This window comes from Emticicia fontis (assembly GCF_054779675.1).
This window is the reverse complement of sequence record NZ_BAAGXU010000046.1, coordinates 137,705-153,821: the sequence shown is the minus strand read 5'-3', so window position 1 is coordinate 153,821 and position 16,117 is coordinate 137,705. Positions and strand designations below refer to the sequence as shown.

The following is a 16,117-nucleotide window of genomic DNA, read 5'->3' as shown; positions in this document are numbered from 1 at the left end:
TAGTGATTGAATGATTAAAAAATATCTTTTAATGAACCCGGATATTTAGTAAATAATTGCAATCACTAAATCACTCTCTCTCCTCCACATAATACAAAACCAGATTCAACATTTCATCAGTCGTTCCCCAACCATAGGTAATGTCCCTTGGAGGGTCAAAAGGATTTTCTGGATTGTCAGCTGTATTATCATAGGTCGCTTCTACAATAAAAGTTGAACCTGCCGGAATTCTGAGTAGTTGTTTAAACTGATAAGTCATTTGCCAGTTAAAATCCCATTTATCTATTTTTACCAGATTGATTACTTCGCCAGAGGGTGTGACAGTAAATGCTCTCAAACTCTTGCCAATGAGGTGCATGTGTGGTAAAACAGAAATCAAAGAGACGGTTTTGTTTATTTTTTTTGATATATAAAAGGTCGGTTTTTCTCCTGCTTTAATAATAAAAGGCTTATTAGATATATCGTTTTCACGCAGGGTAAAGTTCTTTACTTCTCTTTCAACAGGGTTTTTAGCAAAATAGAGCCTGATTTCTGATTGGTCGATGCTACTCACTGGCGAGGGCGCATAATGCATATTCAGAATAAAATCAGAATGGGCATTCAATTTAACTCCCGTGCCAGGTGGAAAATAAATACGGTCATTGCCAGGTACCCAACCATAGAGAAATTCTTCCTTCAAGGCTGTTTTCTGAAACTCAACTACTTTAGGGTCGGTTTCAGCCAGGCCATCAATTTCTCGTATTTGGTTAGTAGTATCAACCATCAGACGACTATGATGGACTAATTTCTTATTGCCAGGCGAAAACTCAATAGAGGTAATGTACTGGTCTTGGGGCAGGTGTGTAGGTAAACTAAAGAAGCGGAAATCTTCGCTGTTATCTCCTGCAATGCCATAAGGTTTTTGCATTTTCAGCACTAAATCGGGTACAGCTTCATTGTTTGAAATAATAGGTTTATATTCTTTCTCTGTTTTTTTTACCCCTTCTTTCATGCCACCTTCAATCCAGAGTTGAATAGTGGCAATTTCGCCAACAGTCAGACTTCTTTCATTCAGGTAAGATTGGAATTTTCTATCTGCCGGAAAAGGTGGCATATATCTCGCCTGCGTGACTTTACCGATGAATCTTCCTCTTTTGCTCACATCTTCGTAGCTTATCAAGCTAAATGGTGCTGTTTGATTAGGCTGATGGCAAGGCGTGCAGTTTTTGTGAATGATGGGTGCAATATGGTCGTAGAAATTTATCTCGCTTGCTGATTGAGAAAAAGCGGCAGAGCTAACGCATAGAAGAAAGAAAAACAAAACCTGCCGCATAAATAGCAATTATATCTGGTGGAAAATAACCCCATCCATATCCTTCTCCAGTTTGGCATAAAGTAGCCAATCTGGAGAAGGGAATAGAGGGAATGGGGTATTTATCCTAATAAACAAACTATAAACCTAACGGACAGTAAAGGTCAACTGACAGTTCGAGTTAGCCTCAGAAACCGGAGTTGGGTCTGCACAGATCGAGTCAGGATTCCAGGTATTGAATACCTGACCATCGCTGGTAGTTAATACCCACGTAACTACAAAACTATCAGCACCTACACTGCCATAACCGGCTGTCTCGGCCGGTCTGAACCAGGCGCCCGCCGGACGGGGTCTTGCCGGGTTATTAAACACGTTCACTTTATTTACTTTGTCATAAGCAACCGAAGCATTTTTGTATGCCTCATATACTTGTTGCGCCGAAATACTATAAGTATTCCATTGGCGGTTAGCTGCAGGAGTACTGATGGTAGTAATCAGTTTACCTTTACCGTTTTCGCTCAGATCGGCTACTTTGGGGTTACCATCTGGGTCGTTATAAGACTCTAATACTCGCACATAAATTTCGATTTTGCTTACCGTCAATTTATTGTCTAAGGATACCCAACGGGTTTTCAGGTCAACTTTTGAGGTGTTCTGGCTAGTCTTAGAGAAATTTTTTGCATTGGCTACTTCATAAGGCTGAGGTCTTGCCAGAATATTTCCATTGAAATTGATGCCATCAAAAACCGTGAAGGCATGCACTCCCGGATCCCAACCCGGAAGGGGATTTAGCGATTCATCCCGGCATGCACTGAACGCAAACAAGAGAGATGTAATGACTGAAAGGCTTAATATTTTTTTCATGTTGTAATCAATTAAAATTTTTGAGATTAATTAAATTGTAAAACCATTGATTAAAACTCCCATTTCAATTTAATTTTATCCCAGAATACAGGGTCTCTGTCGAAAATCACTTCTGTTAGTTTTGGTGTAGCATTTGAGTTCAAACTACCCTCCTGAGATGGATAAGGCAAGCGCAACGCAAACTGACGGGAAGGCTTGATAATCGGGTTGTTGATGGTTGACGGATAACCCGTACGACGCAATGCATTCCAGATTTCATTCCCTTGTCCCCACGAACAGAACCACATTTGTTTCATTACTACATTCAATTTAGCTGTATTTGATGGGGCTGCATCATATAGGCTCAACATACTATTCACATAGGCATCAATATCGGTGCTTGCCGGAGCTTTGGCATTGGCTGCATCTACACTTAAACCTAAATCAACTACACGTTTGATATGCTCTCTCATGGCGGCTTCAAATATGCTTCTGGCATTGCCATCACCACCACCATCAAGGATAGACTCAATCTGATAAAACTTAACGTTATTGCTGGTCAATAAAGGCCAGATACCATTGCCTGAGCCTCTACCACCTGTCAAGGCTTTGGCAGCTACACTTCGGCCACCATATAAACCACCCGCAGGATAAGTTCCGGGAGCCGTACGTAAAGCACCATCTTGTGGCACACCTGTATTATCTCCTCTGTCGCGACCGAAGAATCCGGCTACATAGCTAGAATCAGCTTTGGTTGGTTTGCCAAATACCGTGTTCCATTTTTCCCAGAAAGCTGGTTTCAATACCAGATAAGAACCTCCGTAAGGAATAGTGCCTCTGTCAGTTGGGTTCGATGGATCAAGAATTTTATCTGTCTGACGGTAGAAGTAGAAATCCAGACGAGGATCTTTATTGAATATCATTTCAGACATCAACTGGTGACTTGGATAGGCAAAACCATTATCTGCCAGATAAGCAGAAGTAAACCAAGGATGACGGCCTTCTGGTGCTGATGAGGTACTGAATTTAAACATAAAATCATCGGCAGGGTCTGTAATGTATCCACCTGCGGCTAAAGCAGCTTTTAAATCAGCGTTGCCACTGGCGCGACCTTTACGAGAGGTTAGTAATAGCTTGATTTTTACTGTTTTAGCTAATTTAATCCATTTGGCGATACTTCCTTTATAAAGAAAATCTCCCCCTTCGGTAGCTACTGACACAGGGCTTGTTTTTGAAAGGTTCACTACGGCCTGGTCGCATAGCTTAATCAAGTCTTCATAAATATCAGAGTCCTTATCAAATTTTGGTGTCAGAATCGCCGTTTCAGCATTTCCTTTCCATGCTTCTGAGTAAGGCACATCGCCAAACATATCTACAAAATTACCAGTAGCCAAAGCCTTCAGTGTCTGCCCGATACCCAGATAATGCGGGCTGTTAGCACTGGCATTGATAATGGCCTGCACATTGTTCATATCACGGTAGAACGCATTCCATGTACCGTTATACGATTGATTATTCAAATCATAATTATCAGCACTACTCAATAAACCTGCAAAACCCAATGAGTTTTGAGAAAGAGTAGTAAGCGTATTCACCACAGCTGTTTCAGCTGTTGGCAACAAGAGTTTTACAGCAGCTACCGACGGGCGGTTCAAATCCTGGTTAATGTCCAGTTCCGTCATATCGCAACTACTCATGATACCGACAATACCAGTTGTCAGCACTAATTTTGATATATATCTTAATTTCATTGTTTCTGATGTTTAGGTTTTCCCGGAATTAAAATGTTACTGCAAGGTTAACTCCATAACGACGAGTAGAAGGAGCAGCCCCCAGGTCGAAACCCTGAACGTTTGAATCGGCAAAGTTTGATAATACCTCTGGGTCGAAGTTCAACCCTTGTAGCATATTTGGTGCTTTAAACCAAAGATTTCTGCCTGAACCTGAAATTCTCATGCTTCCAAAGAATGGTAATATTCTCTTCAGGAAAGCCTTTGGTACTGCATAACCCAACGAAACCTCACGCAGACGGATGGTAGTGATGTCATAGATATTAGTCTCATCTGCTCCATAAGCACCAAAACCGCTTGAGAAATGGTATTGGAAGGCTGTCATCGGAATCGTATTTCTGATTTCTTTACCTGATTCGTCCAGCAATGGTTTATAAGTTTGAGGGTCGCCCAATACACCCGGAATTACGCGCATACCTTCGCGGTCTTCAGAGTTTTTCAACTGGCCTCTCAATAATAAAGAAGCAGCCGTTGCCGAGAACATACTTCCACCATGACGATAATCCATCAAAGCTGTCAGAGTAAAGCCTTTGAATGAGAAGGTGTTTGTCCAGCCTACGGTAAACTTAGGAGCAGGATTGGCGATAATATCAGAAGTAGGGCTCAGAATTGGCAAACCATTGATTGGACTGATCAATAATTTACCATCTGCATCACGTGAGTTTTTAGATCCGTAAATCATCCCATACGGATAACCATTGCGGTGCATCGTACCTGTTGATGATAGACCAGTACCACCCAGGAATAATTCACCACTCGGACCAGCATCAACGATTTCAGAACGCAGACGGGTAAAGGCTACAAAAGAGTTCCAGGTGAAGCCATTGCTCAATTTTACAGGCACAAGGTTCAAGCCGATTTCAAGCCCTTTATTTTTGATTTTTCCGGCATTGGTCGCTTTATAATCAAAACCTGTTGAGGTTGGCACGCGAGCTGTTACAATCAAATCGGTTGAAGTACGGTCGAAATAAGCGACGTCCAGACCAATACGGTTTTTGAAGAATTGCAATTCAGCACCTACCTCTACCTCAGCCGTAAACTCAGGTTTTAATCCGGCGTTGTTCAGCGTAGTTGGTAAACTTTCTGACGAAATAGGAGTGGCATTATAATAAGTAGCTCCTAAGTTATAGGCTGTATAAACCTGATATGGATCGGCATCCTTTCCTACTTTAGCGTAGTTGGCACGCAATTTACCAAAACTCAATACATTAGTTGGTATTTTGAACGCCTCTGTGAATACAAATGAAGCACTTACTGAAGGGTACAAATAACTATTATTGGCTTTTGGTAGAGTAGAAGAGTGGTCATTACGAACGGTTGCTGTCAGGAACAGGATATTGTTATAGCCAGCAGTATATTCAGCGAAGAAGCCATAAAGTCTTCTTTTTTCACGATATTCAGAAGCAAACTGCGCATTAGTACCACCAATTACAGGTAAGTTCGGGTCAATAACTGTATTACCTGTAACAGAGCTGTAACTCTTGGAACGTTGGTTGGCATTGAAACCTACCATCAGTCGCATATTTAGTTTTTCGCCGAAATCCTTAGTGGCAGTAGCCAGGAACGTGAAGTCAATTTCAGTATTAGTAATATCACGACGGCTTACACTTCCCAATGGAACACTGGCACCACCCGGACGAAAAACACTGCGACGAGTCTCGCTATATGTATTCATACCGCCTTTAGCAGTCAGATTCAACCATGGAGTAACATCATAATTCAGCGCCATATTACCGAATACACGGTTTACAGTACTATTATATAGATTGTATTTTGATGTCCAGAGCGGGTTATCCAACGCACGGAAATAAACGTTTGAACCATCCACAGGGTTTTCGAATGGGTATCCATTCAAATCGTAGTTACGTGGTTGGTAGAATAAACGCCCGTAGATAGAACCCCCAAAGCCCAACCCACCGTAGTCAGCATAGTAACCTGCACCAGATTGTGGCGATTGTTGCTCTGTATTTACGTAGTTTACATTACCACTCATCGTAATCTTATTTGCCAGAACTGCATTCCCTCCAAAGTTCAGGGTAGTACGGCTGGCAGTTGAGTTCGGGATAATACCTTTATTTGTCATGCGTGAAGCACCTGCGCTGATGGTCGTTTTATCACCAGTTGAAGAGATATTCAGGCTATTTTCGAATACGCTACCTGTGCGGAAGAACCCTCCGATAATATCATGTGGTTTTAACTCTACACCTACTGGTTTGCCATTGGCATCCAGTAAATTCGGAAATACAGAAGTATAACGGGCTGCTCCATACGCAACCCCTACTAATGGGTGAGGAACCTGTCCGGCAGGATAATTGGCATCAATTACTTTTGAATAACGTTCAAAACCCAAAGCCTGATTCACCCGGTCAACTTCTGATGGAAACACTGTTCCCCAGTTACCAATGAAACCACCATTATAAGTCTGGTTTGACCCTTGTGTATAGGTATTCTGATAATCAGGAACAGTAGAGATTTTCTCAGTAGAATAAGAAGAAGCATAAGTAACCTCTAAGCCTTTTTTAGCATTTTTGCTACCTGCTTTGGTCGTAATAACCACCACGCCATTAGCTGCACGAGAACCATAAAGCGCTGAAGCGGCTGCACCTTTCAATACCGTTAATGACTCTACGTTATTAGGATCGATGTCATACGCACGGTTAGAAGTAACGGTATTCATATTGAAACCGTCTATGGCATTCACCGAGTTATCAAACGGAATACCATCTACAACGAATAAAGGCTGGTTATTACCGGCAAATGAGTTATTACCACGAATGGTGATACGGGTAGCCTGCCCGGGCGCACCGCCACCGGCAATGATGTTAACCCCTGGCACTTTGCCATTCAGGGCTCTGAGTGCATCAGGCTCCGAGCGCTGTTGCAGGTCTTCTGCTTTAACATTAGATACGGCATACGCCAAGGCACGTTTTTCACGTTGAATACCAATGGCTGTTACCACAACTTCTGATAGTTGCTTCGTATCGCCACCTAAAGACACATTCAGAACAGACTGATTGCCCAGTTTTTCTTCTTTGGTATTCATACCAACAAAACTAAAAACTAAGGTGGCGCCAGAAGTAGCTTCAATAGAATAATTGCCATCTACATCTGTTTGCGTACCTTTGGCAGTACCTTTAACTTGAACAGAAACACCCGGCAGGGAAGAGCCATCATCTGAAGAGGTCACTTTACCGGTAATCTTCCTTGTTTGCGCAGTTGCGGCAATAGCAAGCCAGACTCCCAGTAAACTGAGAAGTAGAGTTTTTTTCATGAACAGTTTAGTTTAGGTTTATTAAAACATGATGCGATAGAAATAACTAATTTTACAAAAAAGTATAAAATAACTATCTCTGGCCATCACAGAATAAACTTATACTTTTTTTAGAAATAAAGAAAATAAATACAAGAAAAATTATAAAAAACTTTATTAATTTATTCTTTTTATAAATAGAGTACAAGGTTTTGTTATATTTTAGTAAATTGGGAAAAAGCCAAATAAAATTCTGAAATTACTGAAATGTATGTGTTTTTTGCCTTTTTAGAGTAGAGCTTAATAGTAAAAAATACTTATTTTTAATCGAAATAAGTATTCTATTTTAAGTACAAAGGGTTAGGGTACTACTCAAAAATAGATAAAATTCATTTTGTTGCGACGAAAAAAAATATTGTTGATATGATTATAAAAAATATATAGACGAAAAAATGATTACGCCATCTTCAAATAAGGAGTTACTTATAAGAAAATTACAGGAAATTGGTAATAAAGAGGCTTCTTTGAGGTTTTTTGTACTTTTACAAGAATTAATCGAAGTAACTAACCTTGGTGTCGACGACCCTCGCATCGCTTTTTCTATACGTAAGGATAAGGCTATTACAGCCAACATAAATAACTATATTGCCCTTGATTTCAGACGTAAAAAGGGTGTATGGTTTGATATGCTATTCTGTAAACGACATGAGCAGTTATTCTCAAAACACACAACGATTGAAATCTCTCCGTTGAGTAATCCTGATTATTTTTACGCACATATTCCCTTTGAAGAGAAACATTTAATTGAAGATACCAAGATAAGAAGCGCTTGGCAGGAATGTCTGGACGAACTAAAAGCAATGGCGGTATCAAGTGCCAGAAAAGAACGACACAACCCCTATATCTATGAAATTGCCGAAAATGAAAACCTGAGAAACGAGCTTTTCTGGGAAATAGATAATCCTGAAACGCCATATTCTGCCGATGTGGAAGATATAATAATCGTAAATGAAGACGATACTGGCTATTTAGCTAAACTGGCTATTCCGCTGAATCTGGTTTATTATGGTCCTCCAGGCACTGGCAAGACCTTTGAAGCACAAAATATTGCTCAAAAAACGCAGGCTGAGTTTATCACTTTCCATCAATCATACAGCTACGAAGAATTTATTGAAGGCTTAAGACCCATTTCTAAAGGCGGACAAGTACATTATGAAGTAGTGAAAGGTATTTTTTATAAAGCCTGTCTGGAAGCATTGAAAAAGGCCGGATACAAAAGCTTTGCAGCTTGTATAGATGATAATAAAGAAAACCGCGAGAGAAAACTTCGAAATGCTGAAAGCCATGTCTTAATTATAGATGAACTGAATCGGGCCAATATCTCAAAAGTCTTTGGCGAATTAATCACTCTGATTGAGACAGATAAACGCTTAGGGGACACAAACGAACTCTGGTTGACATTGCCTTATTCGCAGGAATGTTTCGGGGTTCCGGCTAATCTGCATATTGTTGGTACTATGAATACTACCGACCGCTCGATTGCCTTATTGGATTTAGCCCTAAGACGAAGATTCGAATTCCAGGAACTCCTGCCGAAGCCCTATTTATTAAAAGAAATAGATGGCATTGATTTAGAAAAACTATTAATCAAGCTCAACCAGCGCATAGAGTTTTTGCTAGACCGCAATCATACCATAGGTCATGCCTATTTTCTTGAAATTGAATCGGCAGAAGACTTGTACCGGATATTTCTCAATAAAATCATTCCATTGCTACAAGAATATTTTTATAACGACTGGGAAAAGATACGTCTGATTTTAGGGCAGGACATTATCTTAAGAGAAACTATCAGAACCAGGGATGTATTTGGCAAAAATCTGGATAACTATGATGATGAGACTTATCGATATATTATCAATCAGGAGTTGGATGTAGAGATATTGAAGAGAATTTATTTAAATACCTAGGCCTGTGTGGCACGCGTATACTCGTCTGCAAAAGCGCGTGTCACGCATATTTTTGGCAGTAAATGATTGCACTCAGATGACAAACTCATAAAAATGAATGAAGATATAGTCTGAGACACGCTAGCCCAAAAGACTCAAATCCCAACCCTTCTCAGTATCATATTTCAGAGACCCATTTTCAACCGTAAGTGGGCTCTCTATATTATTATGGTATAGGGCACCTGTACCTAATCCTTGCGGAAGCGGGTTTTTATATTCGGCTGTAAACTGGGCAATGGCATTGAGGCCGATATTTGATTCAAGTGCAGAAGTAATCCACCAGCCAATCTGTAATCTGGAAGCAATTTCAATCCATTCGCGGCAATGTTGTAAACCACCCAATAGAGTCGGTTTCAGAATAATATATTGCGGCTTGATTTTCTTCAACAACTGCATTTTTTGCACATAATCGCTCACACCAATCAATTCTTCGTCTAAGGCGATTGGCACAATACCTTTTTCGCTCAGGTTTGCCATCGCTTCGATTTGATGCGCCTTAATTGGCTGCTCGATACTATGCAATTGATAGTTACTCAACCGAGTTAATTTCTCTTCTGCTTCGTCTACCGGAAAAGCCCCGTTAGCATCTACCCGCAGACTGATTTGTTCGGGCGTGAATCTTTCTCTGATAGATGCCAGAATAGCTAGTTCATCCTGAAAATTAATCGCTCCGATTTTTAGCTTTAAAGTATTGAATCCAGCCGCTAGCTTTTCTTCTACCTGACTCACCATAAATTCCTTACTTCCCATCCAGATTAAGCCATTGATAGGAATAGATTTTCTGCCATCTACAAAGTCATTATCAAAAATAATCCTTTTGCCACCGTTCATAAAGTCGAGCAGAGCAGTTTCAAAACCGAACTTGACCGAGGGGAAGGCTTCGTCAATGAGTTGCGAGAGAAGAATATTCAGATTCCAGGGGAAGACCTCTAAATCAAGACTGTTGAAAGTATCGCATACATTGTTCAGCACCTGTTCAAAATCAGGTACAAAATCAATGCTCAAACCTTGTAGAGGGGCCATTTCACCCAATCCAAACACCGAAGAATTTTCGGTATCAGCAATGTGCAAAATGAAAGTTTCTTTCTCGGTATAAACACCTCGAGAAGTCCCCGCCTCGAATTTGAACTTCAGTAAGTGTTTAAACCATTTAGCTTTCAGCCCCATCGAAAAAATGCGTAAGTTTGCAAAAGTACAGAAAGTTTTATTTTTTATGCCAAAAGCAAGCTATTTTGTGTGGTTTTCTTGTGAAAAAGTGTAAAAAATCTAATGTTTCTGCCATAATCGGAATACATACCCGAGATTTTCTATGTCTTTTATTCTACAAATAGTTTTATTCCCGTTGTCATTTCTGCTTTCTTGTATAATTTACACAAGAAACTGGCTCTATGATAAAGGTATTCTGAAAAGCACCCATCCAGATGTTTTCACAATCAATGTAGGTAATCTGAACCTGGGTGGAACAGGCAAAACCCCGCATGTAGAGTATCTGGTTAATTTATTAGCTAATCAATATAAAACTAGTATTCTTAGCCGGGGCTATAAACGCCAGACAAAAGGCTTTGTATTGGCCGATAATAATGCCACAGCCCAAACTATTGGCGATGAACCAATGCAATACTACCTGAAATTTAAAGATAGAGTCAAAGTAGTGGTTTGTGAAGACAGGGTAGCAGGTGTCAACCGGATTCAATCTGATTCCCCGGATAATAAATTGATTATTCTGGACGATGCTTTTCAGCACCGTAAAATCGCACCGCATCTCAATATACTTCTCTGCGATTATAATACGCCTTTTTATAAAGACTATCTGGTGCCTGTGGGTAAGCTAAGAGATATTCGCCGGAGCGCTAACCGGACTCATGCCGTGATTGTCAGCAAATGTCCGGAAATTATTTCTGAGCAAACGAAAGAAGAAATGAAAGCGGGCATAAGTCAATATGCTCTAGCAGGCACACCTGTTTTCTTTTCTCAGATTCATTATAAAACTATTGCGCCTTATACAGGTTCAGAAACATTCAATGCTAAAAATCCGGCCATAGTTTTAACAGCCATTGCCAAGCCGGAAGTATTTCTTCAATACCTGAAAAGTAAAAGATATAAAATAGAGCAATCAAAAGAGTATCCAGATCACTTTGCTTTTTCAAGAAAAGAGATTGAGGAGATAATTAATAAAAATAACCCTTCACAACAAATCATCACTACTGAAAAAGACATGGTAAAAATAAAGCCCTTGCTACATGAGCAAGAGCTTGAAAGATTTTTCTATATTCCTATCGAGGTGATTATCTCAGATAAAGAAGAATTTGACAATTTCATCTTATCAAAGGCTGCCAGTACTATTTTAAAAAATATCTGAAACCGATACCTAAAGCAGGACTCAGGCTTATGTCAGTACCCATTGAAAAGTTAGACTGGTTTGCTATTTTGGAGAAATTAGCAGAGATGTTTACCAGAGACGTAACGCCTTCAAGAGCCCATTTTTCATTGAGCATATAGATAACACCGGGTCCTGCACTCACACTAACTGTTGTTCCTTTCAGTTTGGCGTCATCATTATCGTCGTAAGAAGTAGTTGTAAAAAAATAGCCTACACCGCCTCCATATCGGATAGACACCCCGAATTTTTCGTTAAACATCTTGTAATTGCTTAAATAAAAACCTGCCGACATTGTATGCAATGAAGCCTTCTCCAATGGTTGATTATACATTGGTTTAGCTCCTGCAGTAGAAATAGAATATCCAAGTGAAACAGTGAAAGCAGAATTATCTTTCGTGAAACTTGTAATAGAAGGAGAAAGACCCAACATAAAAGTGTTGGCATAAACCACATCATTCGATTTGACTTGAGAGACGTTAAAGTTTAAATCGCCTCCAATAAAACGCGTACCCTTAGGAATTACCTGTCCGAAAGTAGTGATAGAGATAAAGAGAAAGAGAGATACACACAGCTTTTTTTTCATGATTAGTATACGTGTTTGTTTATTTGTTTAATATAATGTTTACCAATATAAAGAGTAAAGAGAAATATTTAACCTAATCTATACGAATGATTAGCCGTATATTTGCACCATGCTTCAATCTTATTCAGTCACATATGCCAATTTAATCAAAAACAAAGCCAAAGAATTGGGTTTTGATTTTTGTGGCATATCTAAAGCTGAATTTCTGGAAGAAGAAGTTCCCCGGCTAGAAGCGTGGCTCAATAAAAATTATCATGGCAAAATGGCCTATATGGCCAATTATTTCGATAAACGCCTCGATCCCAGACTCTTGGTAGAAGGAGCTAAATCTGTTATTACGCTTATCCTCAATTATTATCCGGAAAAACAACTGCCACAAGAATCGGAAGACCTGAAACTCTCTAAATATGCCTATGGTAAAGATTATCATTTTGTGATGAAAGATAAGCTGAAAGATTTAATGGAAATGATTTCGGAAGAAATAGGAGAGGTGAATGGCAGAGTATTTGTGGATTCGGCTCCAGTGATGGATAAGGTATGGGCTAAAAAAAGTGGAGTAGGGTGGATGGGAAAACATACCAACTTGATTAATCGCGAAATAGGCAGTTTTTTCTTTATCGGTGAAATCATCTGCGATTTAGAACTACAGCCCGATGGTGCCATTAAAGATTATTGTGGCACCTGTACCCGCTGTATAGACGCTTGCCCGACCGATGCTATTACAGAACCTTATGTAGTAGATGGTAGTAAATGTATCAGCTATTATACCATTGAGTTAAAAGAAGCGATTCCCGACGACGTAAAAGGCAAATTTGAAAACTGGATTTTTGGCTGTGACATCTGTCAGGATGTCTGTCCCTGGAATTCCTTCGCCCGCCCGCATTCTACGCCAGAATTCAATCTGAATCCTCAACTGGCAGAATTTACCAAAAAAGACTGGGAAGAAATCACAGAAGAACTCTTTCAGGAAATTTTCCGCCGCTCGGCTGTTAAACGTACTAAACTGGAAGGATTGAGACGAAATATTGGGTTTGTGGGAGAATAAATGTAAAACGATTTGAAAAATGGTTTTACACGTTAAAAAAATTACTTCTTAAAATCCCTCACATCCACAATATTCTTACAAAAAGCATATTCGCTGGGTTGGTTGGAGCAGATGATGAGCAGACGGTCTTGTGTATGTTCTTCTACCTGATTCAGGTACCATTGAGCTGCCTGAGCATCAAGGTTAGAGGTAGGTTCGTCGAGCATGATAATCGGGCAGTCAGAATAGAAGGCTAAGCCGAGTTTCAGGCGTTGTTTCATGCCCGATGAAAAATTCTTGACCGACTTGTTTTTATGCGGAGCCAACTGCATGATTTCGAGCAGTTGGGTAGGAGAGATGTGATTTTTGAAAGGCTTGAATTTCTGATGAAACTCCACCATTTCGAGCAAGGTAAATTCTTCAATCAGTTCAAGATAAGGCGCAGCTATCACTATTTGCTTGTAAACATCATCAATACTGACTGCCTGATTACCCGATGTATAAGTGATTTGTCCTTCTGATTGTGGTAAGACACCAGCAATAACTTGTAGAAGAGTGGATTTTCCGCTACCATTCGGGCCTACGAAAGTATAGCTTTCTTTAGCCGAGAAAGTCAGGTTAGCGTTACGGAAAATCCATTCATTCCGGTATTTCTTCCCTATATTAGCCAGATCAATAGTCACTTTCTGAAACTTTTTTTGCAGGGCTTTTAATGATTCCTCTTTCAGAATTAGAAATAAAGTTCAGAATCTCATCACGTTCCGGTGAAGCCTGAAACTCTAATTCTACCTGTGTGATAGCATCACTATTATTTAATCCTTTCAGGTAGATATAGCGATAAATATCCTGTATCTCGGCAATCTTTTCGTCGGTGTGTCCTCTGCGTCTCAAGCCTACTGAATTGATACCCGCATACGAAAGCGGCTCACGCGCAGCTTTGATATAAGGAGGCACATCTTTACGGATTTGCGAACAACCGCCAATATAGGTATGCTTGCCGATTTTTACGAATTGTTGAACGGCCGACATCCCACCGATATTAGCGAAATCGCCTACTGTAATATGTCCTGCCAATTGTACACAGTTGGCCAGAATCACGTTATCTCCCACAATACAGTCGTGAGCAATGTGTGTATAGGCCATTATCAGGCAGTTTGAGCCAATTTCGGTGCGGTATTTATCCACCGTTCCTCTATTGACTGTCACACATTCTCTGATAGTGGTATTATCACCGATAATGGTTTTTGTATCTTCACCTTTAAATTTCAAATCCTGAGGCACCGCAGAAATCACGGCTCCTGGAAATATACGGCAGTTTTTACCAATTCTTGCGCCCTCCATGATAATTGCATGAGAGCCTATCCATGTTCCTTCTCCAATTTCTACGTCTTTGTTTATCACAGCAAAGGGCTCAACAACAACGTTATGAGCGATTTTGGCGTCCGGATGTATGAATGCTAATGGTTGATTCATAATTGTTTGATTTTGCTTATTTTTGGTAAGCTAAATCATAAGTCAATAAGCCTATCGATTTAGCCTGAGGTTGTGCTTATTTGGCTTTTTTTACTAATCGGGCGGTCATGTTTACATCACACACAAGGTTTTTGCCAACCCACGCATCACCGTGCATTTTTGCTACACCCAGTTTGATTGGTGCCAATAATGAACATCTGATAATCAAGGTATCACCAGGTAATACATTTCTATAGAACCGACAATTATCTATACTTACCAGATAAGGCCAGTAAGCTTCAGGATTTCCCGTAGAAGTAAGAACCAGCACACCGCCATTTTGTGCAATTGCTTCAATTTGCAATACACCCGGCATTACAGGATTATCAGGGAAGTGTCCTGTAAACTGTGGCTCGTTCATGGTAATATTTTTAATACCCACAACTGTTTGCCCATCTAGGTATACAATCTTGTCTAATAAAGCAAACGGATAGCGGTGAGGCAGCAATTTGGCAATATCATTGACATTCAGTACTGGAGGTGTATTAGGGTCATATTGCGGCGCACCTTTGGCCGAATCAAGCATTTGTTTCTTGATTTTCTTAGCCAGTTCTACATTCGGTTTATGACCTGGGCGAGCTGCCAGAATATGTGCTTTTAACGGACGACCTACCAAGGCAAGGTCTCCCATTACATCTAACAGTTTATGGCGGGCAGGTTCGTTAGGGAAACGCAAAGGCTCATCGTTCAGAATACCTGTTTTACCAACGTTGATTTTCGGTTTATTCAGTAATTTTGATAATTCTTCAACCTCTTCTTCCGAAACCTCTTTATCTACAATCACAACCGCATTGCCAATATCTCCACCTTTAATCAATCCGGCCTTGAAAAGCGCTTCCAGTTCGTGTAAAAACACAAACGTACGGCAAGGAGCGATTTCCTCTTTAAACAACTCAATAGCATGCAATTGAGCATGTTGGCTATGCAGGATAGCTGAGTTATAATCTACCATTGCAGTTACACGGTAGTCGTTCAGCGGTAGTGCTGCTAGCTCAATACTACGTTCGTCGTTTCGGTAATGTATGGCTTCTGTTACCTCATAATAATTACGCAATGAATGCTGCTCTTCAACACCTGCTTCTTCTATCAATTCAACAAACTTAATGGCGCTTCCGTCCAGAATCGGTATCTCAGGGCCATCAATCTGAATCAAAACGTTGTCAATCTGTAAACCAACCAGGGCAGCCAGAATATGCTCAGTTGTATGTACCCTTGCTCCTTCTTTCTCCAGCACTGTGCCTCTTGAGGTATCTACTACATAATCTACATCGGCCTCAATAATAGGCTTGTTATCCAAGTCGATTCTTTGAAACTTATAACCATGGTTAATCGGAGCAGGTTGTATAGTGAGCGTTACATTTTCGCCTGTATGCAATCCTACGCCTGTGATTGATACTTTACTTTTAATGGTTTGTTGTTTAACGTTCATTGGCAAGTT

At 40.2% G+C, this 16,117-nt stretch carries 12 protein-coding genes; 3 read left to right on the top strand and 9 right to left on the bottom strand.

The window, feature by feature from the left end; genetic code table 11:
* Positions 1–70 precede the first annotated feature (70 nt).
* The 4 genes from ACYVFA_RS20300 to ACYVFA_RS20285 form a co-directional block, all read right to left on the bottom strand.
* The gene (locus ACYVFA_RS20300; RefSeq protein WP_460473685.1) at positions 71–1,312 is read right to left on the bottom strand and encodes a monooxygenase; all 1,242 of its coding nucleotides are present in this window, start codon (positions 1,310–1,312) and stop codon (positions 71–73) included.
* 126 nt (positions 1,313–1,438) lie between these two features.
* A complete protein-coding gene (locus ACYVFA_RS20295) occupies positions 1,439–2,155 on the bottom strand; it encodes a hypothetical protein (protein ID WP_460473684.1) in 717 nt (238 codons plus the stop codon).
* A 50-nt stretch (positions 2,156–2,205) separates the two neighbouring features.
* Positions 2,206–3,885 (bottom strand): RagB/SusD family nutrient uptake outer membrane protein, encoded by a 1,680-nt coding sequence (locus ACYVFA_RS20290; protein WP_460473683.1) that lies wholly within the window; start codon positions 3,883–3,885, stop codon positions 2,206–2,208.
* 28 nt (positions 3,886–3,913) lie between these two features.
* Positions 3,914–7,195 (bottom strand): SusC/RagA family TonB-linked outer membrane protein, encoded by a 3,282-nt coding sequence (locus tag ACYVFA_RS20285; RefSeq protein WP_460473682.1) that lies wholly within the window; start codon positions 7,193–7,195, stop codon positions 3,914–3,916.
* A 431-nt stretch (positions 7,196–7,626) separates the two neighbouring features.
* On the opposite strand from ACYVFA_RS20285, the gene ACYVFA_RS20280 reads away from it, so the two are divergent.
* Positions 7,627–9,141 (top strand): McrB family protein, encoded by a 1,515-nt coding sequence (locus ACYVFA_RS20280; protein ID WP_460473681.1) that lies wholly within the window; start codon positions 7,627–7,629, stop codon positions 9,139–9,141.
* A 120-nt stretch (positions 9,142–9,261) separates the two neighbouring features.
* Here the strand turns inward: ACYVFA_RS20280 and ACYVFA_RS20275 are convergent, their stop codons facing one another.
* Entirely contained in the window at positions 9,262–10,347 is a 1,086-nt protein-coding gene (locus tag ACYVFA_RS20275; protein ID WP_460473680.1) for an o-succinylbenzoate synthase, read from the bottom strand.
* Between the two features lie 142 nt (positions 10,348–10,489).
* Between ACYVFA_RS20275 and lpxK the strand changes: the two genes are divergently transcribed.
* A complete protein-coding gene (gene lpxK / locus ACYVFA_RS20270) occupies positions 10,490–11,539 on the top strand; it encodes a tetraacyldisaccharide 4'-kinase (RefSeq protein WP_460473679.1) in 1,050 nt (349 codons plus the stop codon).
* On the opposite strand, the gene ACYVFA_RS20265 is transcribed toward lpxK, so the two are convergent.
* Positions 11,520–12,143 (bottom strand): hypothetical protein, encoded by a 624-nt coding sequence (locus ACYVFA_RS20265; RefSeq protein ID WP_460473678.1) that lies wholly within the window; start codon positions 12,141–12,143, stop codon positions 11,520–11,522. The genes lpxK and ACYVFA_RS20265 overlap by 20 nt on opposite strands.
* A gap of 109 nt (positions 12,144–12,252) precedes the next feature.
* Here ACYVFA_RS20265 and queG point away from each other — a divergent pair, with 109 nt between their 5' ends.
* Positions 12,253–13,188 (top strand): epoxyqueuosine reductase, encoded by a 936-nt coding sequence (queG, locus tag ACYVFA_RS20260; RefSeq protein WP_460473677.1) that lies wholly within the window; start codon positions 12,253–12,255, stop codon positions 13,186–13,188.
* 41 nt (positions 13,189–13,229) lie between these two features.
* Here the strand turns inward: queG and ACYVFA_RS20255 are convergent, their stop codons facing one another.
* The 3 genes from ACYVFA_RS20255 to ACYVFA_RS20245 all read right to left on the bottom strand — a co-directional run bounded on the left by ACYVFA_RS20255 (position 13,230) and on the right by ACYVFA_RS20245 (position 16,108).
* Positions 13,230–13,850, bottom strand: coding sequence for an ABC transporter ATP-binding protein (locus ACYVFA_RS20255; protein WP_460473676.1), 621 nt, complete (start codon positions 13,848–13,850; stop codon positions 13,230–13,232).
* Complete coding sequence (gene lpxA, locus ACYVFA_RS20250) at positions 13,840–14,640, bottom strand: acyl-ACP--UDP-N-acetylglucosamine O-acyltransferase (RefSeq protein WP_460473675.1); 801 nt, start codon at positions 14,638–14,640, stop codon at positions 13,840–13,842. The genes ACYVFA_RS20255 and lpxA overlap by 11 nt, the downstream gene beginning before the upstream one ends.
* A gap of 76 nt (positions 14,641–14,716) precedes the next feature.
* Positions 14,717–16,108 carry a bifunctional UDP-3-O-[3-hydroxymyristoyl] N-acetylglucosamine deacetylase/3-hydroxyacyl-ACP dehydratase gene (locus tag ACYVFA_RS20245; RefSeq protein ID WP_460473674.1) on the bottom strand — a complete coding sequence of 464 codons (1,392 nt, stop codon included), beginning with the start codon at positions 16,106–16,108 and terminating at the stop codon, positions 14,717–14,719.
* Between the last annotated feature and the right edge of the window lie 9 nt (positions 16,109–16,117).